Here is a 21,306-nt window from a genome sequence, read left to right on the forward strand (position 1 = left end):
GCAAAGACTTGGGAATAACTAGGATATTCATATTTCCTTGTGCACAAAATCTTTGCTCAAGCAGGTTATCGAAAATTGAATTAGCTTATTTTTATTTTCGATAACTTATTTACTAACATTACCTCAACAGGTATAGTATATATTTCGATATTTTCACAACTTTACAGTCAAAAACGTGTAATTTCATGAGTTTTAACGTTGAATTTTTAGGCTAAATCAGCAAATTAGCTTGTGGGTAAAGGTGACTGCTTATTGAAGAGGGAAAACAGTTATGACCTTTAACTGAGTTTATGTGTAATAGTCTCTCAAAAATCCCGTGTAGATATATCCGCTACCTGAAACTAATTTCACACTTGATCACGGTAAACCGATTTAAGAAATTAGTTTACTTGACTAATAAACTGTGCGAGACAAGACTATACTAATTCACAATCAGCGAAAGCTTGTTGAACAGAAAATAATGAAAATACACCAGCAGAGTCAAACATTTTTATGGTTGGGGCTGCTGCTTGTTTAACTCCTGCTGCCACTTCTGATGACACATAAACTTCTTGGAGAATTCCTTCTGCTTCTTCCCGATTAAATCCTAAATGTCTGAGAAGGTTGTACTCATACTGACGGTCTGGTCCCAAAAATGCCCAAACTAGTTGTGGTAACAACTGCCCCATTTCTTCTTGTTCGTAAGGTGACAGGTTATGCCATAACAAGGGGAATAAATTGCGGAAATAAGCACTGTGTAAAGCTTCATCTGCGGCATGGTCTCCAATCACGTCACGTACTACTGATGCTACACGTGGGTCAGATGGAACATCGTGTAGAACTTTCGTGACCAATGTTTCCGAAATGGTGACGAAAAACAGCTTAATCAGCTGAGGAGAAATACGCGATTGATATTCAGAAATCAACCGTTCCAAAGTCCGTTCAAATTGGGGTCTACCGATGACGGAATAGTCAAGATTGAAGGTAGTTTCTACTTTGGTCGATAACATTTCTACAAATAAAGCATGTCCTCCTTCATCACAATAAATGCGGAGAGCATCATTTTGCTGTTCATTGGTTAAGGAAACAGGTGCTCTGCCTTGTGCTAAGGAACTGCATACAGGATTAACATGATTTAGTTCGAGTAAAGTTGTAAATTGCAAGTGAGCAAGTAGGCGATAAGCCAAAACTTTCAACCAATAATTTTCATTTGTAGCGATTGTTTGATGTGCGGCTAGTGGAACTAATTCTGGAGAAAAAGGTAGTCCAGAAATTTCACCGTTTCTAATGGGCTTAGTGCGTATCCAACTAATTTCATTCCAACGTTTAAAGGGGCTGCGATAGTTTTTAATTAAAGTTTTCTTAGAATTTAAATCTTGAGTTAATGTCAACATGTTTCTTTTTTCTGGGTGATTTGTTAATTAGTTCTACAAAATCATTGGAACTATTCCTGAAATCTCCGCAAGATTTTTTTGTTATTTAGTTAGGAAAAATCCGCAGGATTTATGCATAATTTTTGTCGGCGATTTGTGCTCAATTTCTTAGTGATTTATGTTAACTAATTGATGTGATGCAAATCACTAATGAAAAATTTGTTTAAGGTTAGAGAGTGTTGGAAAAGTTGTTAGCAGTCAAAATTTAAGCGAGTCGCTCATGGGTAAACCCCCAAGACCATGCCGGCTCACCTGTTCCCCGCAACCTGCTTACCTGTTTTTAGCCTACAGGTTTTTTATTTAATACTTTTGTTACAATTAGTGAAATTTTTATCTAAAAAATCCCATTATGGCCTTATATGCTGAATTACATAGACACCTGGGGGGTTCAGTCGTCCCCCGTGTGTTGTGGCGGTACTTTGAGCGCCATGCTACAGATTTAATTTCTCGGTTTAGCGAATATTCAGAGTTTGAAGATTTTTACACCCGTCCTCGCAATACTTTAGATGAATATCTAGAACTGCACACCTTAGTAGAAAGTGTACAAACCGTCGAAACCTTACCCTACTTTATTTATCGGTTGCTGCGCGGTGCCTATATCTTTGAAAATTTAGCTTATCTAGAACTGCGTTACACTCCCTATTTACGCACCCCTGAACATCTGAGTCAAAACGAACGCATTGACAAAATGGCGGAAATTGTGGAAGTGGTGGGAAAAGCTAGCCATTTACCAGAATATCCCATTGTTACTAGCCAAATTCTTTGTATGCACTCCCGTTTACCCTTTGAGGTAAATCGGGCAATTATTGATTTAGCCGCACAAAATCGACAATATGTGTGTGCAGTGGATGTAGCGGGGGGCGATCGCTATTATGCTGAAAGAATGGATGAATGGATTAGTTTATATAACTATGCCCGTTCTTTAGGCGTAAAGACCACCGGACATGTTTACGAAACCACCGATGGTTGCTATCCTCAACTGTTACCCTATTTGATGCGTATTGGTCACGGTATCCAAATTCCCCTGTTATATCCCGAACTGCTGCCAGAGGTAGCGAGAAGAAAACAGTGTTTAGAAGTATGTCCCACTACATATTTAAAAACAGGAACCTTACAAGATATCCGTCAATTAAAGTTGGTATTTGACCGCTGTTTTGCCGCAGGGGTAGATATTGCTATCTGTACAGATAACGCTGGTTTACATAATGTCCGTTTACCCTTTGAATATGAAACCCTACTGACCTACGACATTATTAACTTCCAACAACTACAAGCCTGTCAAGAAGCAGCATTTCGTCATGCCTTTGCTTGGCCCCATCAACAACATCCAGTATCTTTATTAAATGGATTACTTAATGTTGAATCAGAACAATTTTTAGCAGTTCAAGCGTGAACCTGGGTAATTAGACATCTGGTGGTAAAGACTGTAGAGACGTTACATGTAACGTCTCTACAAGGGTGATGAGAAAGGCATATTGAATTGCACCAGATGTCCCTTGGTAATTGATGATTGTTGATAAATCAAAAAATATTTTGCTCTTATCCACAACCCAGTTGCCAACACCCAGTTCATTGTATGTTAAGTTACTGCTTAGGCAGCAATACCCTCAACTGCACCACCAATGGTTTTCCAAGCCTGTAAACCGCCATTTAGGACTGCGACAGCTTTAAAACCGAGAAGTTGTAAAGACCTCACAGCTTGAGTAGACTGCGCTTGATTATCACCGTAGATATAGATGCGTCGTTCGCGGTGCAGAGTAGAGAGAACACAATCTTCTAATTGATCTAAAGGGATAGAAATTGCCCCTATAATATGACCTTGATTGTAAGCCAAGCGATCGCGTGTATCAATCACCGTAAAAGCAGGCCGTCCCCATTCGAGACGTGACTTTAAATCACGGACATCAGCAACTAGACTATTACTCATAAGCCGTTTTTGCTTATAACCTCACCAGCAATTTAGCAAATATCTTTTTGAATAGGAGTTACAGAAGTTGCAGAAGTTGCAGGAGTTACAGAATTTGTAGGAAATCAGATCGTTTCACACCACCATATATCAAAATATCAAACTCATCCTTTTCCTTGCGTCTTGGCGCGAAACCTAATTCAAAAACCAAACCACAAATCCTTTATGGCATCTACTATTCAAGCCTTACCCACAGAAGTGGTATATCTCATCACTGCTGGAGAAGTCATCGACTCTCTCGCTTCCGTGGTGCGGGAATTAGTAGAAAATTCCTTAGATGCTGGTGCAACACGCATCGTTATTTCTTTATGGCCGCAACAATGGCGAATTCGTGTAGCTGATAACGGTTGTGGACTCAGTTTAGAAGATTTACAAAAAGCAGCAACCGCCCATAGTACCAGTAAGATTCATTCTAGCGAAGATTTGTGGAAAATAAAAAGTTTAGGATTTCGTGGTGAAGCACTGCACAGTTTAACTACTCTCGCAGATTTAGAAATCTTCAGCCGTTCCACACATAGTACAGAGGGATGGCGAGTTATGTATGGCAACAATGGCGAAGTAACACAAGTAGATGTAGCTGCTATTGCACCGGGAACAGTGGTCACAGTTGCTAATTTATTCGCTAACTGTCCTGGTCGTCGTCAGGGTTTACCCCCCACAGCGCAGCAACTGAAGTCCGTCCAAGGGATAATTCAGCAAATTGCCTTATGTCACCCCCATGTCACTTACCAAGTGTGGCAAAACGACCGAGAATGGTTTACTATTTACCCTGCACCAACCGTCGGAAAACTCATCCCGCAAATTCTTACCCAGGTGCGACAAGGTGATTTAGAAGAAATCAATTTACCAGTACCTCACCCGCAGTCATCTACAATTACTAACTCTTCCTTAAAAGTAGTTATTGGCTTACCAGATAGATGTCACCGTCATCGTCCTGACTGGGTGAAGGTGGCAATTAATGGCAGAATCATTAACTCCCCAGAGTTAGAGCAAACTATACTATCAGCATTTCACAGAACCTTACCACGCGATCGCTATCCTGTTTGCTTCTTACATCTTCTCATTTCCCCTGACCAAATTAACTGGAACCGCAACCCCGCGAAAACAGAAATTTATCTCCACGAACTCACCTATTGGCAAGAACAAATAACCCAAGCCATCAACCAAGCACTGCGTCTCTCCGAAACCAATCTTAAAGAATCTGTCCACACCACCAGAGTTAGCCAATTACTCAAAGCCGCAGAAGAAAAAGGTACCTACAAATTTAATTCTCAAAAACCTGATAGTCAAACTCAGCACTATGTCACAGCAGTGGCCCAAGTCAGCAATACTTACATAGTAGCGGAACATCCAGGGGGAATGTGGCTAGTCGAACAACACATAGCCCATGAACGAGTTTTGTTTGAACAATTGTGTGATAGTTGGCAACTTATCCCCGTTGAACCACCAATCATCCTCTATCAATTATCTAACAACCAAGTTGAACAACTACAACGCATTGGTTTAGATATTGAACCCTTTGGAGAACAACTTTGGGCCATACGCAAAATTCCTGCCATGCTACAACAGCGAGAAGACTGTGCTGATGCCATTCTCGAACTAAGTCGTGGTGGAGACTTGCAAACAGCACAAGTAGCCGTAGCTTGTCGTAGTGCTATTCGCAATGGTACACCCATGACTTTACCAGAAATGCAGAAATTACTAGACGATTGGCAACGCACCCGTAACCCCCGCACTTGTCCACACGGCAGACCTATTTATTTATCCTTAGAAGAATCTGCTTTATCTCGGTTTTTCCGTCGTCACTGGGTGATAGGCAAAAGTCATGGCATTTAAATGTTACGAAATATTTCTTTGACAAATCTGCTTGTCACTTAAACAACAGCTAGTTTGTGATTATTACAGGATTGGTATCAATGAATTTAGTTACTAAAAATCCTGAAAAAGCTTGCAGCACAACGCTTTGACGGTATTTACCAGTAAATCACTAGCTTATTGCCAAAAGTGACATGATCACTATCCTGAAATCGAGTTGTTTTCGTTCACAATGTCATGTAAGCATAACATTATTATCAATAACTCGAACAATAACTATTTATTTCACACAAGAAAAATTAAAACTCCAGCAGTTTTTTCATGCGGAGGTCATTCAAAAATATTGACTTTACCATACAAGTAATAAAGCAGTTGAGTTATCAAAAATAGCAACTCAACTATGGCTTTTTGAGTTTTATTTTAGGAGGAACACAAATGTTTAATCTCGATAGAATTTCAGAATATGATTTGCTCAGTGAAATTAGTCCAGAAGTTGCTGCTAACATTAACGGTGGACAAAGCACTGGACAACCTGGTGGACAAGGTGAAACTGCTGGTGGAGGTAGTAACGGCAGTACAGGTCAAGGTAAGTTTAATAAAGAAAAATATCAGCAAGCTTTAGGTCTTGCCTATCTCAGTCCACCAGCAATTGGAAGAGTCACAGATGATGAAGCTTTATTAGCTCAATTCGTAGCTTGGGAAGATTAGTTATTCCCAATTTCGACAGTGACGTAATTACAAAATTCCAGCAGCAAAGCTGTTAAAATCATCAGTATAAGAAACCTAGTTTTAGATTAGCTGGGTTTCTTATTTTTCAATTTATTAGCAATTAAATTGGTTTTTGAGTTGGTACACCCACAGCACGGGGAAATTTGCTTGGGGTATTTTCTACTTTGCGTAGATATAGACAATGACGAATACTATGAGCTAAGGGAGTAGTAAATTCTTCAATCAGTTCTACTACTCCTCCCAACTGTTTAACTGCATTCTCTAGACTTTTTTCTTCTTCTCTTGTCCAACTACCCCGATAAATCACTGCTAAACCATCTTTTTTCAGTAAAGGTAGAGTATATTCAGCACAAGCAGAAACTGTACCTACAGCACGAATCGTCGCTAAATCATATTGTTGACGATGTTGATTTTGTTGACCTATTTCTTCTACTCTTCCAACTAAAGTTTTGCCATTATTTAAAGATAGATTAGTTAAAACCTGATCAATAAAATTAATTTTTTTGCGAGTGGAATCCAACAAGGTAACTTGACAGTTCGGAAAAACAATAGCAATTGGTAAACCAGGAAACCCAGCACCTGTACCAATATCAATCAGTTTTGTTTTATCTTGCAGAGTAGAAATAAATTGCTGCTGTGGTGCCATACCTCGTAAAGAATCCCAGAGATGTTTTTCCCAAAATTCTTCAGGCTCAGTGATGCGAGTTAAATTTAGCTGAAGATTACCTGCTAAAATTAATTGATAAAGTCGCTGTAGCTGGCTTTGTTCTTCTTGGCTCGGTTGCCAATTGATTGTTTGTTGCCAAGTTTCTGCCATTTCTGGCAAATTACTGATAGGTAAAGATTCTAAATCCATTGAACAAAACAAGACTGTATTCATCAAGAATTGGTTTAGAGAAAACTTCCCTCAACCTTAAATTTTGGTATTGTTAATTAACCGCTACTTCTTGCTCTTTATGTGCCAATGTTGCAGGGTCAACTGCTTGTAAAATACCATGTTTTAGCGTCCAGCATTTATCTGCAATGGGTAACATGTCCCCAGCGTCATGGGTGACGACCAATAATGTCCAATCTTGTTTGATTTGTCCTAATAAATTTACCAGTTGTCGTCGCATTGACCAGTCAAGACCAGCCGTAGGTTCATCTAGTAATAATAAATTCGGTTGACGAATTAATTGCACTGCTAAAGCTAAACGTCTTTGTTGTCCACCACTTAAAGCATGGGGAGGTGTAGAAAGAGATAAATGATCTAATCCTACTGCGCTTAATGCTTGTTTAACTCTTTCTGACCCTAGTTCAGGATGTCCTAAGCGCAATTCTTCTAAAATTGTTGCTCCGCAAAAATGCCGTTCAGGAAATTGAAATACTATTCCTGCTAATTGTTGTAGCTGTTCAGCGATTAATTCTTGTTCCCGCCATAGAACTGTACCAGAAGTTGGGTCAGCAAGTCCAGAGAGAATTTCTAATAAGGTACTTTTACCTGAGCCACTAGGGCCAATAATCAGCCCAAGTTGTTTAGATGGTAATTCTAGATTAACAGATTTGAGAATTGCGGTTGGGCAAGCTGTGGGATGATAAGTTAAATTTCTAAGATAGAGCATTTGTGCAGATCAGCAAAAAGTGAATAAATCTGAGAGACAAGGGAGAGCTGCTAGCTGGAATTGTTATTTTTTATCTATTGTGGCAGAGTTACTAGATAAAACTGCTAATAATGCCAATGGAACATTAAAAATTAAACCCAGTCTACTCATTTAGATAGTTATTTTATATATAATATGTTTTTCAAAAATGACTCTCAAGAAGATTTTAAGTTATATATAAAACTATTTAAACCGTAATAGTCCTGAGTTTTTGCTTGTTTAAATTATCCTCATTTTCTCACATCATTATGTTTGCTAGATTCCTGAATTTATCCAAGGTGACTTTTACCACTATTATATTTTTTAATTTATTGGTCACTCCTTTAATGGCTGGTGATCCCTTTCGGAGTCGAGACACCCATAAAATTGGTGAGCAAACGGAAGCTGCGTTTAAGGCAATTTTTCAAAAAGGAGACTATCTAGCGGCAGAACGTTATCTACAAAAGGCTCTGGCTACGGAAGTAGATGAACCTTTGGCTTATGCGATGAAGGCTTCATTAGCTTACGGAAATAAAGATTGGGCTACTTTAGATAACTATAGTCAAAAAACTTTAGAAACAGGAAAAAAGCTGGTTGCTAGTAATCCATTGCGTGGAAACTTATACACGGCGGTGGGATATTTTCTAGAGGGAGCGGTGATTCTTACCCGTGAGGGGACAGTAAATGGCGCTTCTCAAGCTTTAAGTAGGTTGCGAAAGGTATTTGAATATTTAGATAGAGCAGAGGCGATTTCTGCCAGAGACCCAGAGTTAAATTTAATTCGGGGTTATATGGATTTGATGTTAGCGGTAAATTTGCCGTTTACTAGCCCAGATGAGGCTATTGACAAGCTGGAAAGAAATGCTGCTCCCGATTATTTGGTAGACCGGGGGATTGCCTTAGCCTATCGAGATTTGAAACAATATCCTCAAGCTCTAGAGTATGCGAACCGGGCATTGAAAGCTACTGCGGATAATCCAGAAATTTATTATCTCAAGGCACAAATTCTGCATGAGCAAGGGAAAAAGGATTATAATCAATCGCTGATTAGGGATGCGATCGCTAATTTTGATCAAGCTTTAGCTAAAAAATTCCAACTTCCGACTCATTTAGTTAAACAAATCGAGTCAGAACGCAATCAGGCTATTAATCGGTTGAAGAATCCATGATAATGAGGGGGAGGAGTTCAGAAGTATGCCTACGACACGCTGCGCGAACAGAAGTCAGTAGGGGCGGGTTTACAGATATCATCAACTATGAACGAGAATTTTGGTAAACCCGCCCGTACAGGAGTATGCCTAGGGCACGCTGCGCGAACAGAAGTTCAAAAGTAGGTTTTCTTCTCTTATCTCTCATCTATCCCCCCTCTGTCCGTTTATCCCCATTGACAAAATGCACATTCAGTTTCGCGAGTTTAATCCTTTTGATATCTGGTTTTGGGTCAAGTTCTCTACCATTCCCTCGGAACGAGAAAAGGAATATGTAGAAGAAGTCTTTAACTCTTGGTTTTATTTGGGTAAGTTGGGTGCATTTAACGCGGAAAATCTCCAGGTACAAGAAACTGGTTTAGATATCAGTTACATGGATTATGACGCTAGTGGCTATGATAAAAGCTTATTGGCACTCATGCACAACATGGGTGAGTTTGAATATTTGGAACAATGGGGCCGGTGTTGGTTTGATTTGGGAACCAGTGATGCGATCGCTATTGACATTCTCATCAATGCCTTAACCCAGTTAAGTGAAGAATACGTCACTATTGAAGCTTTGTACATAGGCGGCGAAAATGAAGATTGGCCGGTCGAAGATAGTGAATCTCGCGCTTACTCTATTTACGATAATTAATCATCACAATGAATAAACCAGGTGAAATTCGCGTTATTGTCTTAGCATTAATTCGGGATGGAGACAGAATCTTTGTTTCTGAAGGTTATGACCCAGCCAAACAATCTACATTTTATCGTGCTCTTGGTGGTGGGGTAGAATTTGGGGAGCATAGTTATGATGCTTTACAAAGAGAATTTCAAGAAGAAATTCAAGCTGAATTAACTAACATTCGCTATTTAACTTGTATTGAAAACCTGTTCATTTTTAATGGTAAACAAGGTCACGAAATCATTCAGCTTTATCAATGCGATTTTGCGGATTCTAAGTTTTACCAAATTGACAGCATTACTTTCTCAGAAACTCCTGAGCGTAAACATCGCGCTCTTTGGGTAGAAATTTCTAAATTCGCATCTGGGGAATTAAGATTAGTACCAGAGGTATTTTTTCAATATTTGTAGTTGTGTATAGAGGCAAAATTCCACTTTCCCAATTGATTCTTGTCTAGCATTGGTATATCTGAATCTAGGATTGCTAGATTCAACCTAGTACATAAACAACTGGTGAATTATGTCTATTCCATTAGTGACCAGACGTTTTAAAGTTAAAGAATACCATCACATGAATCAAGCTGGTCTTCTCTCTGAAGATGACAGAGTGGAATTGATCAATGGGGAAATATTGGAAATGTCACCAATTGGTACTAAACACGCTACCTGCATGAGGAGATTAATTAACTTAGCGGTCAAACTTTATCTATTCCATCTTTTCCAGATATCAATATCAAAATTGAGCAAATTTTAGGATAGAACTTCATTAATCATATCTATCCTTTTTAGATTTAATTACTTCAATTACATTGTCATGTTTTTGCCCACCAATAATATCTTTTAAATGGATTTTGCCTTCAATATACTGTAAATGAATCCGCCAACCAGAAATTTTATCAATATCTGCACGGTAAATAGCCTGTTTAATGCCCATGACTTTATGTAATCTTGTTTTCGGAAAAGTTCTGGTGCGGTGACATTCATTGTCTTCTAATTCAGCTAAAGCTTCTAAAAAATTTAATTTCAATTCTTCTGGTAAAATTTTCATCGCTTCATGAATCACACCATATTCATCCAGAAGAGGTTTAATCGACGGCATTAGCAGCAGTGCACCTCTGTTTCTTGATTTTCTTCTACCGTAAAATCCTGATAAATTATTTCTGCAACAGCGTTATATGCTTTGTGTGCCTCTGCCGTATTCACTAATCGAAATAAAGTAACTAATATACAGCCGAAAATGGGATCATCATCAATGGTAAGAATGACTCTTTGTTCATCATTGATTTTGAGAGAATATATTGTTGAATCATAAAAATGATTGAGTTTAATATTTCGGAATTGTTCGCTATTTTCGTAAAATGATTCTTTATCTTCTGATGATAAAATTTGAAAATAGCGATTCATCTCTTTAATAAGTTTAAATTTCTCCGTATCTGTAAACTTTTCTAAATCCTTTTCAAAATCCTTTGTCGATTCAATGAGTATTTCCATTTCCATAACTCCTGAGTCGAAAATCCAAGGTTATTCTCAATTTAACTTATAACTATAGATAATTACGAGCTAATCAGCACATAGCAGTAAATTTTTAGCAATTCTCAGACTCCAATCGGAAATTAGCAGACACAGTTCTGTAATTATCACTATTCATTCTGCATTTGTAACCACATAGAAATTCATGAAAATAAAATTTCGTCAACCCAAAGTCCCAACACCCTTATTTATACTTTTATCTGGACTGGCTATTATTCCTATTGTTAGTTATACCCATAGTAATTTAAATGCTCAAGTTACACCCAAACCAGCACCCCAAGAAATTGTTCAATCCGGAGAAGTTCGCCCTTTACCAGGTCAGTTAGACTCTATTCCCGTCTTTAATAGTAATAGCCCAGAATGGATTAAAACGGAAGGCATTTTACTTTCTACTTTTGCACCTGAGGGGAAAAAAGTTCCCGCAGCCCATCTCAATTTTCCTTTTCAAGGACGGTTTGATTTATTTGCTCATCACTATACCCACACTCCCAAGGATTTGCAAACTTTGTATTTGGGAGTAATGTTACATAACCCTGGCAAGAAAACTGTGCGGGTAGATGTATTACAAGGTGCAAGTTATTTGATGCAGGATGCACCCTTTGTGACTCTACCACCCTACGTCGAAAATAATGATGGTAAGGCATTTGCAGGCCCCGGAAATAGGGCAGTTAGTGATGTGTTACGTGGAGTTCGTCAAAGAGAGTTTCCCGCTAGGTTAGTCATTCCACCGGGAGCAAGTAGGATGTTGCTCAATCATCCCATCCCAGTCAGGAATTTGGAAAAGCCTGTAAATGGTCGGTCGAGTTTTTTCCGGTTGCGAAGTAGCGGTAAAGTGTATGTTGCCAGTTTAGCGATGTTTGCGAAGAAAAATGCTGATGGTTCTGACCGGGGGCCGACTTTACAAGAATGGCAAACTTTACTAACAACGGGTAATTTTGCTGGGCCAAGAGATAAGACACCTACTCCACCAGATGCAACTGGCGGTAAATTAATTTATGGGCGTGTGGCTGGTGTATCTGGGGGTTCTCAATGGAAAGCCGATTTAGTAGATAATCTCAAAGACCAAACTCTAACTATTCCTCAGCCTGGTAAAGCCATTTCCTATGGTCTAGCAACTTTACGGGGGGGAAGATTAGGGACTGGTCAAAATCAAACGGCAAAAATGCTGGTACGTTATCCAGATACAGCCTATGAAGCCCATGGTAATTATGGGGTAGAATATAAGCTGAGTTTACCTTTAAGTAATAATACTCAAGAAACCCAAACAGTAACTGTAACTTTAGAAACGCCTTTGAAGGAAGATAAGTTAGCTCAAGGTGGGTTACGCTTCCGCAAACCATCTTTAGATTTTCCCTTTTTCCGGGGGACAGTGAAGCTTTCTTACATAGATGAAACAGGAAAACCACAAACCCGTTATGTACATTTATGGCATCGTGTGGGTCAAGTTTTGGAACCTTTATTGAAGTTGCCGTTAAAGCCAGGAAGTCAAAGTATGGTCAAGGTAGATGTGATTTATCCCCCTGATTCTACTCCTCCCCAGGTGTTGACAGTGCGAACTTTAGAAAAATAGCTTTGGGTTAAGCACCCTGTAGAGACGTTGTATACAACGTCTCTACAAAGATTTCAAATCACACGTATTTAATTTTCACCAGATGTCTGATATTTATTTACCACCGTAGAAAAAGGCAATTTCTTTTTCTTTGAGAGGTGCAAAACCAGCATCAACTAACTTTTGGTCTAATTCTGCTTGGGGGATGTGCTTGGCACCAATTCGCACAATTCGAGAACGCATGGTGTTAGATACACCGCTACGCTGTCTGTTTGCCTCTAGACCCATGACTGTGTGATAAAGTTCTAATTTAGCGGCTGGAATAGGGGAACCATCAAAATCTATTCCCCGTGCGATCGCTTCATCAATCGCGTCCGCACCTTTAGTTGTTTGAGTCCCTGGATTAATTTCTGTAGTCATGGTGATTTCTGCTCAAGGATATAGGTAGATTTTACCAGCCTTGTTACCCCATCTGGCTGGACTCCTTGAGGAGTGAGCTATTGGCGTATGGACTTGCCACTTTTCCAAATTTTGGTTTAACCTCGAACCAATGGTATAGCGATTAGGTGATGCTATGTCTGATGCCCAAACTCCTCGCAACCAAGACCGCAGCTTTGAGCAAGCCCTGACTAACCGAATTATCGATGATTATTTTGAGAATTCTGAAAGTTGGCTCAGAGCAATTTTACGGATGTGTTTTTTCTCTTTGGCCAATATCAATGGTGAAACGGTGTTTATCGTTGAATGTCCAAACCAGGCTGTGGCAAAACGCTTGAGTCGGAAAACCTATCCTTTTCGGGGCATCGTTTGTTTTATCACAGATAACTATAACAGTGGCGATCGCACTTTATTCTGTTATAAGGAACAAGCTAAGGGAACTTGGCGTTGTTTCGATACCACCACTCACACTTGGCAAGTTTTGAGTCGGTTACAATCCTCTCCAACTTCTACTGATAATTAGGGTTTAATTTTGTTTGGGTGACAGTTGACGGGTGAAAGGCGAAAGAATAGAACTTCTTTGTCCCTAACGCCCAGGATTTGCCATATTTTGTAGTTTTGCAACTAAAAAGAGAAAAAAATGTTTTTATAGTTTTTTCCCTGGCTGTGCCATCACCAATTACCAATGACTAGATTTTTTCGTGACCAAACCACCCACAAACGCCCCTAATACTGTACCTGTCCAAATTCCGCCTGTACTTCCTTGCCAGGTTGCACCTGGGGTAATTAAGGCATGACACATTTCCTTAAAACCCCAAGATTGGTTTTGACACTTTTGACTATGGAGTAGGACTGTGATTTGTCCTCCCATAACAGCACCACCTAAACCCGAAGTAAGTGCCAAAAAAGTGCAGATAAGGATGCGTTTGTATGTGTTGGTCATTGGTCATTGGCAATTGGTCTTGGTAATAGATCACAAATTTAACTGTTTTCTATTGCCATTACTCATCAACCAGTATTTCTCATTCCTGCCGCAATACCGTTAATGGTTAACAAGGCACCCCGTAACAATTCGCCCTTACTGTAACGGGAATGAATCACACCGGAAGTAGTGGCGCTCTTGTACTGGCGTAGGCGTTTGAGGAGAGAAACTTGGATAAATCCTAAAGGTACAATAGTTCCGTTGCGTAACTGGACTGAACGCTGCAAAATTGGATCTCCATCCAATAATTTTTGGTGTCCAGTGATTTTCAGGACTAAATCTCTAGTTAGATAGAATTCCTTAGCGATTTGGTCGAAGACTTTCTCAAATCGAGGTTTGTCTTCTGGGTTAGATAATTCTTGGACGTAGTGACGACCCATTTGAATATCTACTTTCGCTAAGGTCATTTCGACTTTAGAAACTACCATTTTGAAAAATGGCCACTTGAGATAAAAGTAGCGCAGTAGTTTCAAATGTTCTTCTGGTTTCTCATCGAGAAACTCCTGTAAGGCTGTACCCACACCATACCAGGAGGGAAGTAAGAATCTGGTTTGCGTCCAGCTAAACACCCAAGGAATAGCCCGTAAACTGCTTAAGTCTTTTTTACCAGAGGGACGACGGGCAGGACGGGAGCTAATTTGTAGCTGACTGATTTCTTCAATAGGGGTGACTTGGTGGAAGAAATCAATAAAGTCTGGTTGTTCGTAAATTAAAGAGCGATAATGTTGACGCGATCGCGCTGATAATTCTTCCATTATCTCATTCCAAGGCTCAATATCATCAAAGCCTGTTCTGAGTAAGCTGGCTTGTATAACCGCTGTGGTAATTGTTTCCATATGGTACAAAGCCAAATCTAACAAGGAATATTTAGAAGCTAAAACTTCCCCTTGTTCTGTAATTTTGATGCGTCCATTAATACTGTTACCTGGTTGGGCCAAAATCGCTTCGTAAGCTGGGCCACCACCTCTACCCACCGAACCACCACGACCGTGGAAGATTCGCAAATTCACGTTGTATTCTTCGGCAATTTTTTGCAGAGATTTTTGGGCTTTGTGAATTTCCCAGTTACTACTTAAAAATCCAGAATCTTTATTACTGTCTGAATAACCCAACATCACTTCTTGTAAGTTGGGAGTGAGGCTAGCGGAGGGTAGGGGGAGAGGTAAAGAGGGGCTGGAAGCATCAATAGTTTCTACTTTTGTTTTTGCGTACCCACCAGCTAATAAAGCCCGGTAAAGGGGCAATTCAAACAGTTGTCGCATCACGCTGCGGGAGCGTTGTAAGTCTTCTACCGTCTCAAATAAAGGTACGATTTGAATTGTCCCTACTGCTATTAAGGGGTCAAATAATCGCGCTTCTTTAGCTAATAACAATACTTCCAAAACATCACTCACATCTCGGCACATGCTGATGATGTAGGTTTGGCAAATATTAATGCCAAATTCTTGTTGGAGGGAACGTACCACCCGGAAAGTTTCAATCACATCATTGGTTTTTTCCGAAAATGGCAATTCGGCGGGAATTAAGGGGCGACGGGTTTGTAGTTCAGTAGTTAACCAAGCTACCCTTTCTTCCTCTGTTAAATCGTTGTAGGACTGGGGTAATACTTGGAGATATTCTAATATCTCATTCAGCGCATCCGCATGACGAGATGATTCTTGGCGAATGTCCAGTTGGGTCAAGTTAAAATCAAAAATTTCCACTTGACAAATTAAGTTCTCTAGTTCCTGACAACTTAATCCTGTTTCCGTCAAGTTGCGTTGAATTAGTCGCAATTCCGCTAAGAAATCCGCCCCAGAACGATACATTGGTGCATCTTCGTTGGAGGGGGTTTCGCGATTATACAAGGACAAATTGCGATCGCGTGTATTTTCCAGTCGGGTGAGAATATAGGATAGTTTGAGGCGATAGGGTTCTTGGCGATAACGCAACGCTAAAGCATCATACACTTCACTTAACTGGGATTGGTCTAACTCCAGTGACTCCAGTAAGTCTGGTAAAACGTCACTCCAGTGCATGGAAATACTCAACAACTCAATCAGCTTTTTCACTGACTGAATATATCTATCTAAGAGCATTTTCCGTTGGTAGCAAGCTGTTTTCCAAGTGACTTCTGGTGTTACCGAGGGGTTACCATCTCTGTCTGAACCGACCCAAGAACCAAAGGAACAGAAATTTGTGCTGGGTGGTTCTAGCCAAGGAAAAGTTTGACTCAGATTGTATTTGAACCGTTTATACAACTGAGGTATGCCATCAAATAACACTTCTTGGAAATAGTGTAGGGCATAATCTACTTCATCTAAGACCGTCGGTTTGAACTGGTGAAGTTCGTCTGTGCGCCACCATAGACGAATTTCCTCCAGTAATCTTTCCCTGACTTCTGCTGCTTCCCAAGGATAGGCGCTGGCCCGATGTTCAGAAGCGTCTAGTTGCTGTAACAGATTGACTACTTGACGTTGTTTGTCCCTAATGGTGTGACGGACAATTTCTGTCGGGTGAGCAGTAAATACTAGACGCACATCCAGTTGGGAAATTAAGCGTTGAATTTGCTGGGGCGGTACATTCAGTTGAAATAATAAGGGAAATAAGGCGGCAAATGTACCTTTTTGTTTAACTTGTGTGGTGAGGATATCAGAACCAAAACCCTTGGTAATGGGCAGGTCATCTTCTCTTTGGTTAGTAGAATAAATAATACTAGGAAAGTCGTCTACTTCTGAGGAGTCAGCATCTGCATCGGTGTAGCGGTTCAGTTGCTGCTTTTGCTCGTATTCCTGCTCAATAATATTAATCAATTGAAAATACAAAGCAAAGGCACGGGCAGCACGAATGGCTTCATTAATATTCAATTGTTCAATCAATTCTACGGCTGAGGAGGCTTGGCCGTTGGTAGTTTGTCCTTCTGGTGAACACAAGTCACGCAACTGCCGCAATAAATCTACCATTTTTTGACCACATTCTTGCCGAAGAACTGACTCCCACAATTCTTCTACTACTTGTAGGCGATGGCGCAAGAATAATTCAGACGAATACAGTACAACATCAATAGTGTCAGCGCTCATTACTCTTAAGATACTCACGGAATACTCTCTTTACCTTATTTACTTTACTTGAGTATCTAATATCAGGCTATTTGCTGCTGATTCTCAATACTCAGACAGTCCTCATGTTTAGTACAAAAATATTGCTCACTCCTAAACATATGCACTTCAATTTTATCCTATAACTCTGCTAACCAATATAGACCCCTTGCTACATAAGCATTCTGGCGATTAGACTTAGCAAAGTTACTATTTTACTGTTTAGGGGTAAAACTAACTTTAAGGAATGGGTATATAGGAACTGGGGCTGTTCAACAATATCAAAACTTACACCCCTAGTGTTAATAATCTTTCCCAGGGATGTTTTGTGCTATGGATTGTTCTTGACTACCCATAGGGCTGAAGTAAATACATTAATTATGTATAATCTTTAGCTGTGATTTGCTGTGTTGTCCTCTGGAAAATCAAGGATAGGCAAGCGATCGCCCCGAAATAACTCTTCACTAGCAGCACCCAGGGACGCTAAAGCTTGACTGGTAGCTTTTTCAGCTAAAAGTAAAGAAATGACAGCAGCTGTACCTAACTGAATGAGACAAGATTGGGGGATACTAAACAAAATTAAATTTAATTGCGAGTTAGGAGAGGACGTTGGAGTAATAGGTGCCATGGCTGAATTTTGGGTGACTGACAGATGAGTAAAATAGACGCAAAACTCGATCTTAATCGAATGTCCAACTTTACAAGACTATCTTGGCCCATTTTGCAAGCTATAAAGGTAACAAAATTGTTAAAAAAAAACTGCAAAATGTGATAATTCTATGTTGTTTTAGTTTACAAGTACAGGCAAAATCCCCAATCCTCCCTTCCTGTTAACGTTTACTTCCCATGAAAACAGTATCAATTGATAGCCAGCGATCCTTAGTGCAGTGGGTAAGCCAAGCAACAGGGATAAACACCTTCGGGGTGAAAGTGCGGTTGCTGGGAAATGACCTGCACATTTTATGTGAAGGTATAGAATGTCCCCAACGGTGGCACACTTTATCGGAATTGCTGCACGCACTACAGCATACAGATTTAGATGAACTAACCAGCGAAGAACAACCCTCAATATACCAAGTATTTGTTTACGGCAGAAAGAAAGGGGAATATCGCCCTCAATGGTGCCATAAGGTGTACTTGAATCAACTAGACAGACATCTGGAGCAAGTAGAACAATTGTTATTAGCGGACGCAGAACAATCTAAACAACCTGGTGGTGCACTGATTGTTTCCAATGAAAGTTTGGCACGACAAGGTAATCCAGATGCCATTGCTCGCTACCTGAGTGAAAATTTAAGTAATTTGGGTGTGGCAGTGAAAGTCCAGATTAAACCTCATAAATCTAAAGCCAACTCGGAATCTACCAGTAATCGCCTGTGGATATTATGTCAGGCTAGCTATAGTCCTGACCCATCCTTGTTAGCGGAACCAGTCGCCCAACATTTACGCCACCTCAAACTCAAAGGTTATGAAGATGCGGTGATTGTAGCGCAGGTGAGGGGGGAAAATGAGCCGGATTGGCGCTTGAGAATAGATTTAACTCCTCCAGAAGCAATGTTGAAAGAATGGGCAAGGTGGGGAGATGTGCAAGCGATCGCTCGCCTCTTAAATGAATTATTATCAGATTTAAAGATTGCTGTTCAAGCGTCCCTGAAGGAATCAACTTTACATCTTTTTTGTTCACCAGCATTTGACCCCTTAGAAACAGCTGAAGCCCCAGCCAAAGATGTATGTCTAGAGGCGATTTTACCCCAGTTAGAAGCGATCGCTCCCCAAGGTATCCTGGCTGCAACTATCTATGGGCAAAAAACTTCTGATAAACAACCACATTGGGTTGATTGGCAGTCTTTACCAGCCTCTCAGCATCCGGCACTAGCTACCCCAGCATTAGAATTAGCTACCGCTGGAGATGAACCAGCAATCATATTTTTATTAGAACGTTTACTTAACCATGACCTAGACTGGCGACTAAAAACCGGTGGTCTGCGGGTACTATTGCTACGCAAGGGTGACTTATTGCATATCATGTGTGATGCACCCAACTGTCCGGCCCGTCACCAGGTCGCTCATAAAGTTATTCAATTTATTCGTCAACTGAAAATTCCTAATTTGCATGGTGTCCGTGTTTATGGTCGTCGTGCTGGTAATAAGGAACCTCTATGGAATCAAGGTGCGGATTTTGCTCAACGTCCTCGATTAGTCCCAGAACCAGCCCCAGAATTTGCTGTTGCTTCCGAATATATCAGTGCTATCCTCAACAATGAAACAGAGGAACCTGTCCTGCGTCCTGATTTGACTGGTGAAGATGTCAAAAATGTGGTGACAGAATTTGCTGACAATAGTCTCAATACCCTCAGAAATTGGCTATTCAGCAGCCAAATCTTTACAGAAGTTAATCAATCCACAGACCAAACTCCTGATGAACAAGGGATTAAAGGTGGCTTAATTTGGATAGCTTTAGGCTTGTTGTTGACACTGCAAAGTGATTGGATGATGGGGTTTGTGATTACTCGTACCTTACCTCATAGTTCCCCAGCCGGAAGCGTGTCTGCAAAATCTAATTCTTCCCCTAACAATCAATCTGCCCAAACACCATTAATTAACCATACTAGTGCTAATGATACTACGGCTTTTAACGCCTCTGGGTTTATCCAAGATGATAAATCAGATAAATCGCCATTACAGCAAAAAGCTACAGCCACAGCCATTCTCTTAGCAGCGCGATCGCAAATTCCTAGCTTTAACGCTCGACAATTAGATGAGCAATTAGCTCTGTATAAACAACGTTTAGCTAAAACTGGCAAACCACCAGATGTCTTAATTATCGGTTCTTCCCGTGCCTTGAGAGGTGTTGACCCAGTGGCATTAAACCAAGCCTTAGCTACTCAAGGTTATAGCAACGTTGAAATATTCAACTTTGGCATAAATGGGGCCACAGCCCAAGTTGTCGATTTTATTATTCGTTACGTTTTGGAATCGACGGAATTACCAAAACTCATTTTATTTGCTGATGGTTCGCGGGCTTTTAACAGTGGACGAGAAGATATCACCTTTAATGCGATCGCTGTATCTAAAGGTTATAAACAAGTATTAGCAAAAGCTAATCAAGCGGCAACTGATAACCAACCATCTACACCAAAAACTGAACCCGATACATCAGCCACAACTCAACCCATAAAACCAGAATTAAATATTTATCAAATTGCTAACGAAACCATCAATCAAGGTCTGACTTCATTATCTACAACATACCAAAACCGCAATTACTTAAAAGGCATTCTACAAAAGCAATTACAAAATTTACCCTTTGCTACAAATCAATCCATAGCGAATCTTCAACAAGCCACTGACGCAGAAACAGATTCTGGACAATTAGCAGTAGATTTTGATGGCTTCTTACCCATATCAATTCGCTTTAATCCCACCACTTATTATCAAAAACATCCACGAGTTGCTGGTAGTTACGATAACGACTACAAAGATTTTTCTTTATCTGGTAAACAAGACGCAGCCATTAAATCGCTTTTACAATTTACTCAAAGTCGGAAAATTCCCTTAGTATTTGTCAACATGCCTTTGACATCAGATTATTTAGATCCAGCGCGTAGAAAATATGAACAAGAGTTTCAACAATACATGTTGCAGTTAGCTAATCAGCCCAACTTCATTTATCGAGATTTAAGTTTACTCTGGCCTACTGCTAATGAAAATTTTTCTGATCCCAGCCATCTGAATCGTTACGGTGCTTACGAAGTTTCCAAGAAATTGGCTACAGATTCCCTCATTCCTTGGCCTGTTAAGTAAATTAATTTAATTACTCATCATTACTCATCAATTATCATAAAAAATGAATTTTATTTCACCTTTATACGGGGTCTTTTTAGTCAGCGTTCTGGGAATTTATTGGAATGTTCCTGATAGGCAATTAAAGCTATGGACACTTTTATTAGCTAGTCTAGTATTTTACTCATCTTTAAATATTCAATATTTACCATTACTCCTCGTTCTCACATTTCTGAATTATCGTTTGGGCTTAGAATTAGGACAAAGTAAATATTTAGAAAAAATCTCCCAAAATGCCAACAATTCTAGCGAAGAATGGCAACTAGCTCAATCTGATTGGAATCAAAGGAAATTAAAAATATTATGTTTGGGAACAGAAATGTTGAATCCTAATACAAAACTTTACATATCTAGTTATACTAGCTCTAAAAAGGTTAAATATGTCAACAAAACATAATCTCCTCAAACCAATGAACATAACTGATTTTCTGACACATACAAGATTGTAAATAGCGAAGTTTATCTAATAGCT

23 protein-coding genes are annotated in these 21,306 nt (G+C 39.8%); 12 read left to right on the plus strand and 11 right to left on the minus strand.

Annotated features, from left to right (window positions below):
* Window positions 1-416: 416 nt before the first annotated feature.
* Window positions 417-1,373 carry a diiron oxygenase gene (locus H6G73_RS19205; protein ID WP_190607396.1) on the minus strand — a complete coding sequence of 319 codons (957 nt, stop codon included), beginning with the start codon at window positions 1,371-1,373 and terminating at the stop codon, window positions 417-419.
* A 388-nt stretch (window positions 1,374-1,761) separates the two neighbouring features.
* Here H6G73_RS19205 and H6G73_RS19210 point away from each other — a divergent pair, with 388 nt between their 5' ends.
* The gene (locus tag H6G73_RS19210) at window positions 1,762-2,805 is read left to right on the plus strand and encodes an adenosine deaminase (RefSeq protein WP_190607398.1); all 1,044 of its coding nucleotides are present in this window, start codon (window positions 1,762-1,764) and stop codon (window positions 2,803-2,805) included.
* Between the two features lie 10 nt (window positions 2,806-2,815).
* On the opposite strand, the gene H6G73_RS19215 is transcribed toward H6G73_RS19210, so the two are convergent.
* Entirely contained in the window at window positions 2,816-2,959 is a 144-nt protein-coding gene (locus H6G73_RS19215) for a hypothetical protein (protein ID WP_190607400.1), read from the minus strand.
* Window positions 2,960-3,003: 44 nt separating this feature from the next.
* Entirely contained in the window at window positions 3,004-3,339 is a 336-nt protein-coding gene (locus H6G73_RS19220; RefSeq protein WP_190607402.1) for a rhodanese-like domain-containing protein, read from the minus strand.
* 204 nt (window positions 3,340-3,543) lie between these two features.
* On the opposite strand from H6G73_RS19220, the gene mutL reads away from it, so the two are divergent.
* Both mutL and H6G73_RS19230 read left to right on the plus strand, forming a co-directional pair.
* Window positions 3,544-5,214 carry a DNA mismatch repair endonuclease MutL gene (gene mutL / locus H6G73_RS19225; RefSeq protein WP_190607403.1) on the plus strand — a complete coding sequence of 557 codons (1,671 nt, stop codon included), beginning with the start codon at window positions 3,544-3,546 and terminating at the stop codon, window positions 5,212-5,214.
* Window positions 5,215-5,628: 414 nt separating this feature from the next.
* On the plus strand, window positions 5,629-5,901 hold the full coding sequence (locus tag H6G73_RS19230; RefSeq protein WP_190607405.1) for a hypothetical protein: 273 nt from the start codon (window positions 5,629-5,631) through the stop codon (window positions 5,899-5,901).
* Window positions 5,902-6,022: 121 nt separating this feature from the next.
* Here H6G73_RS19230 and rsmG read toward each other — a convergent pair whose 3' ends face one another.
* Together rsmG and H6G73_RS19240 are read right to left on the minus strand one after the other, a co-directional pair.
* On the minus strand, window positions 6,023-6,778 hold the full coding sequence (rsmG, locus tag H6G73_RS19235; protein WP_199317773.1) for a 16S rRNA (guanine(527)-N(7))-methyltransferase RsmG: 756 nt from the start codon (window positions 6,776-6,778) through the stop codon (window positions 6,023-6,025).
* A 73-nt stretch (window positions 6,779-6,851) separates the two neighbouring features.
* Entirely contained in the window at window positions 6,852-7,523 is a 672-nt protein-coding gene (locus H6G73_RS19240) for an ABC transporter ATP-binding protein (RefSeq protein WP_190607407.1), read from the minus strand.
* 19 nt (window positions 7,524-7,542) lie between these two features.
* Here H6G73_RS19240 and H6G73_RS24900 point away from each other — a divergent pair, with 19 nt between their 5' ends.
* From H6G73_RS24900 to H6G73_RS25170, 5 genes are all read left to right on the plus strand, one after another.
* Window positions 7,543-7,677, plus strand: coding sequence for a hypothetical protein (locus H6G73_RS24900; RefSeq protein ID WP_256443755.1), 135 nt, complete (start codon window positions 7,543-7,545; stop codon window positions 7,675-7,677).
* 133 nt (window positions 7,678-7,810) lie between these two features.
* A complete protein-coding gene (locus H6G73_RS19245) occupies window positions 7,811-8,710 on the plus strand; it encodes a Sll0314/Alr1548 family TPR repeat-containing protein (protein ID WP_190607409.1) in 900 nt (299 codons plus the stop codon).
* A gap of 223 nt (window positions 8,711-8,933) precedes the next feature.
* Window positions 8,934-9,386, plus strand: a complete 453-nt coding sequence (locus tag H6G73_RS19250; protein WP_190607411.1) for a DUF3531 family protein — start codon at window positions 8,934-8,936, stop codon at window positions 9,384-9,386.
* A gap of 8 nt (window positions 9,387-9,394) precedes the next feature.
* A complete protein-coding gene (locus tag H6G73_RS19255) occupies window positions 9,395-9,826 on the plus strand; it encodes an NUDIX hydrolase (RefSeq protein WP_190607413.1) in 432 nt (143 codons plus the stop codon).
* A gap of 109 nt (window positions 9,827-9,935) precedes the next feature.
* Window positions 9,936-10,169, plus strand: a complete 234-nt coding sequence (locus H6G73_RS25170; RefSeq protein ID WP_190607415.1) for a Uma2 family endonuclease — start codon at window positions 9,936-9,938, stop codon at window positions 10,167-10,169.
* Window positions 10,170-10,181: 12 nt separating this feature from the next.
* Here the strand turns inward: H6G73_RS25170 and H6G73_RS19265 are convergent, their stop codons facing one another.
* Both H6G73_RS19265 and H6G73_RS19270 read right to left on the minus strand, forming a co-directional pair.
* Window positions 10,182-10,514 carry a hypothetical protein gene (locus H6G73_RS19265; RefSeq protein ID WP_190607417.1) on the minus strand — a complete coding sequence of 111 codons (333 nt, stop codon included), beginning with the start codon at window positions 10,512-10,514 and terminating at the stop codon, window positions 10,182-10,184.
* Window positions 10,514-10,906, minus strand: coding sequence for a hypothetical protein (locus tag H6G73_RS19270; RefSeq protein WP_190607419.1), 393 nt, complete (start codon window positions 10,904-10,906; stop codon window positions 10,514-10,516). Before H6G73_RS19270 ends, H6G73_RS19265 begins: the two co-directional genes overlap by 1 nt.
* 184 nt (window positions 10,907-11,090) lie before the next feature.
* On the opposite strand from H6G73_RS19270, the gene H6G73_RS19275 reads away from it, so the two are divergent.
* Complete coding sequence (locus H6G73_RS19275; protein WP_190607420.1) at window positions 11,091-12,515, plus strand: DUF3370 domain-containing protein; 1,425 nt, start codon at window positions 11,091-11,093, stop codon at window positions 12,513-12,515.
* Window positions 12,516-12,608: 93 nt separating this feature from the next.
* Here H6G73_RS19275 and H6G73_RS19280 read toward each other — a convergent pair whose 3' ends face one another.
* Window positions 12,609-12,914, minus strand: coding sequence for a small RNA NsiR4-regulated ssr1528 family protein (locus H6G73_RS19280; protein ID WP_190607422.1), 306 nt, complete (start codon window positions 12,912-12,914; stop codon window positions 12,609-12,611).
* A gap of 154 nt (window positions 12,915-13,068) precedes the next feature.
* Here H6G73_RS19280 and H6G73_RS19285 point away from each other — a divergent pair, with 154 nt between their 5' ends.
* Window positions 13,069-13,455: a hypothetical protein gene (locus H6G73_RS19285; RefSeq protein ID WP_190607424.1), complete on the plus strand. Its 387-nt coding sequence runs from the start codon at window positions 13,069-13,071 to the stop codon at window positions 13,453-13,455.
* Window positions 13,456-13,611: 156 nt separating this feature from the next.
* Here the strand turns inward: H6G73_RS19285 and H6G73_RS19290 are convergent, their stop codons facing one another.
* The 3 genes from H6G73_RS19290 to H6G73_RS19300 form a co-directional block, all read right to left on the minus strand.
* Window positions 13,612-13,875, minus strand: a complete 264-nt coding sequence (locus H6G73_RS19290) for a hypothetical protein (protein ID WP_190607426.1) — start codon at window positions 13,873-13,875, stop codon at window positions 13,612-13,614.
* A gap of 65 nt (window positions 13,876-13,940) precedes the next feature.
* Complete coding sequence (gene ppc, locus H6G73_RS19295; RefSeq protein WP_190607427.1) at window positions 13,941-16,973, minus strand: phosphoenolpyruvate carboxylase; 3,033 nt, start codon at window positions 16,971-16,973, stop codon at window positions 13,941-13,943.
* Between the two features lie 409 nt (window positions 16,974-17,382).
* On the minus strand, window positions 17,383-17,619 hold the full coding sequence (locus H6G73_RS19300; RefSeq protein ID WP_190607429.1) for a hypothetical protein: 237 nt from the start codon (window positions 17,617-17,619) through the stop codon (window positions 17,383-17,385).
* A 218-nt stretch (window positions 17,620-17,837) separates the two neighbouring features.
* Here H6G73_RS19300 and H6G73_RS19305 point away from each other — a divergent pair, with 218 nt between their 5' ends.
* Window positions 17,838-20,795, plus strand: a complete 2,958-nt coding sequence (locus H6G73_RS19305; protein WP_190607431.1) for a DUF1574 family protein — start codon at window positions 17,838-17,840, stop codon at window positions 20,793-20,795.
* Window positions 20,796-20,838: 43 nt separating this feature from the next.
* Window positions 20,839-21,231 carry a hypothetical protein gene (locus H6G73_RS19310; protein ID WP_190607433.1) on the plus strand — a complete coding sequence of 131 codons (393 nt, stop codon included), beginning with the start codon at window positions 20,839-20,841 and terminating at the stop codon, window positions 21,229-21,231.
* Window positions 21,232-21,306 lie beyond the last annotated feature (75 nt).

This window comes from Richelia sinica FACHB-800, from assembly GCF_014698825.1.
GTDB lineage: Bacteria > Cyanobacteriota > Cyanobacteriia > Cyanobacteriales > Nostocaceae > FACHB-800.

Coding starts and splice junctions, on each gene's coding strand:
- ppc (WP_190607427.1), bottom strand. CDS start 16,973: ATGAGCGCTGACACTATTGATGTTGTACTGTATTCGTCTGAATTATTC.
- H6G73_RS19285 (WP_190607424.1), top strand. CDS start 13,069: ATGTCTGATGCCCAAACTCCTCGCAACCAAGACCGCAGCTTTGAGCAA.
- rsmG (WP_199317773.1), bottom strand. CDS start 6,778: ATGGATTTAGAATCTTTACCTATCAGTAATTTGCCAGAAATGGCAGAA.
- H6G73_RS19230 (WP_190607405.1), top strand. CDS start 5,629: ATGTTTAATCTCGATAGAATTTCAGAATATGATTTGCTCAGTGAAATT.
- H6G73_RS19300 (WP_190607429.1), bottom strand. CDS start 17,619: ATGGCACCTATTACTCCAACGTCCTCTCCTAACTCGCAATTAAATTTA.
- H6G73_RS19250 (WP_190607411.1), top strand. CDS start 8,934: ATGCACATTCAGTTTCGCGAGTTTAATCCTTTTGATATCTGGTTTTGG.
- H6G73_RS19270 (WP_190607419.1), bottom strand. CDS start 10,906: ATGGAAATACTCATTGAATCGACAAAGGATTTTGAAAAGGATTTAGAA.
- H6G73_RS19290 (WP_190607426.1), bottom strand. CDS start 13,875: ATGACCAACACATACAAACGCATCCTTATCTGCACTTTTTTGGCACTT.
- H6G73_RS19245 (WP_190607409.1), top strand. CDS start 7,811: ATGTTTGCTAGATTCCTGAATTTATCCAAGGTGACTTTTACCACTATT.
- H6G73_RS19210 (WP_190607398.1), top strand. CDS start 1,762: ATGGCCTTATATGCTGAATTACATAGACACCTGGGGGGTTCAGTCGTC.
- H6G73_RS19275 (WP_190607420.1), top strand. CDS start 11,091: ATGAAAATAAAATTTCGTCAACCCAAAGTCCCAACACCCTTATTTATA.
- H6G73_RS19310 (WP_190607433.1), top strand. CDS start 20,839: ATGAATTTTATTTCACCTTTATACGGGGTCTTTTTAGTCAGCGTTCTG.
- H6G73_RS19240 (WP_190607407.1), bottom strand. CDS start 7,523: ATGCTCTATCTTAGAAATTTAACTTATCATCCCACAGCTTGCCCAACC.
- H6G73_RS19305 (WP_190607431.1), top strand. CDS start 17,838: ATGAAAACAGTATCAATTGATAGCCAGCGATCCTTAGTGCAGTGGGTA.
- H6G73_RS19280 (WP_190607422.1), bottom strand. CDS start 12,914: ATGACTACAGAAATTAATCCAGGGACTCAAACAACTAAAGGTGCGGAC.
- H6G73_RS25170 (WP_190607415.1), top strand. CDS start 9,936: ATGTCTATTCCATTAGTGACCAGACGTTTTAAAGTTAAAGAATACCAT.
- H6G73_RS19205 (WP_190607396.1), bottom strand. CDS start 1,373: ATGTTGACATTAACTCAAGATTTAAATTCTAAGAAAACTTTAATTAAA.
- mutL (WP_190607403.1), top strand. CDS start 3,544: ATGGCATCTACTATTCAAGCCTTACCCACAGAAGTGGTATATCTCATC.
- H6G73_RS19265 (WP_190607417.1), bottom strand. CDS start 10,514: ATGCCGTCGATTAAACCTCTTCTGGATGAATATGGTGTGATTCATGAA.
- H6G73_RS19255 (WP_190607413.1), top strand. CDS start 9,395: ATGAATAAACCAGGTGAAATTCGCGTTATTGTCTTAGCATTAATTCGG.
- H6G73_RS19220 (WP_190607402.1), bottom strand. CDS start 3,339: ATGAGTAATAGTCTAGTTGCTGATGTCCGTGATTTAAAGTCACGTCTC.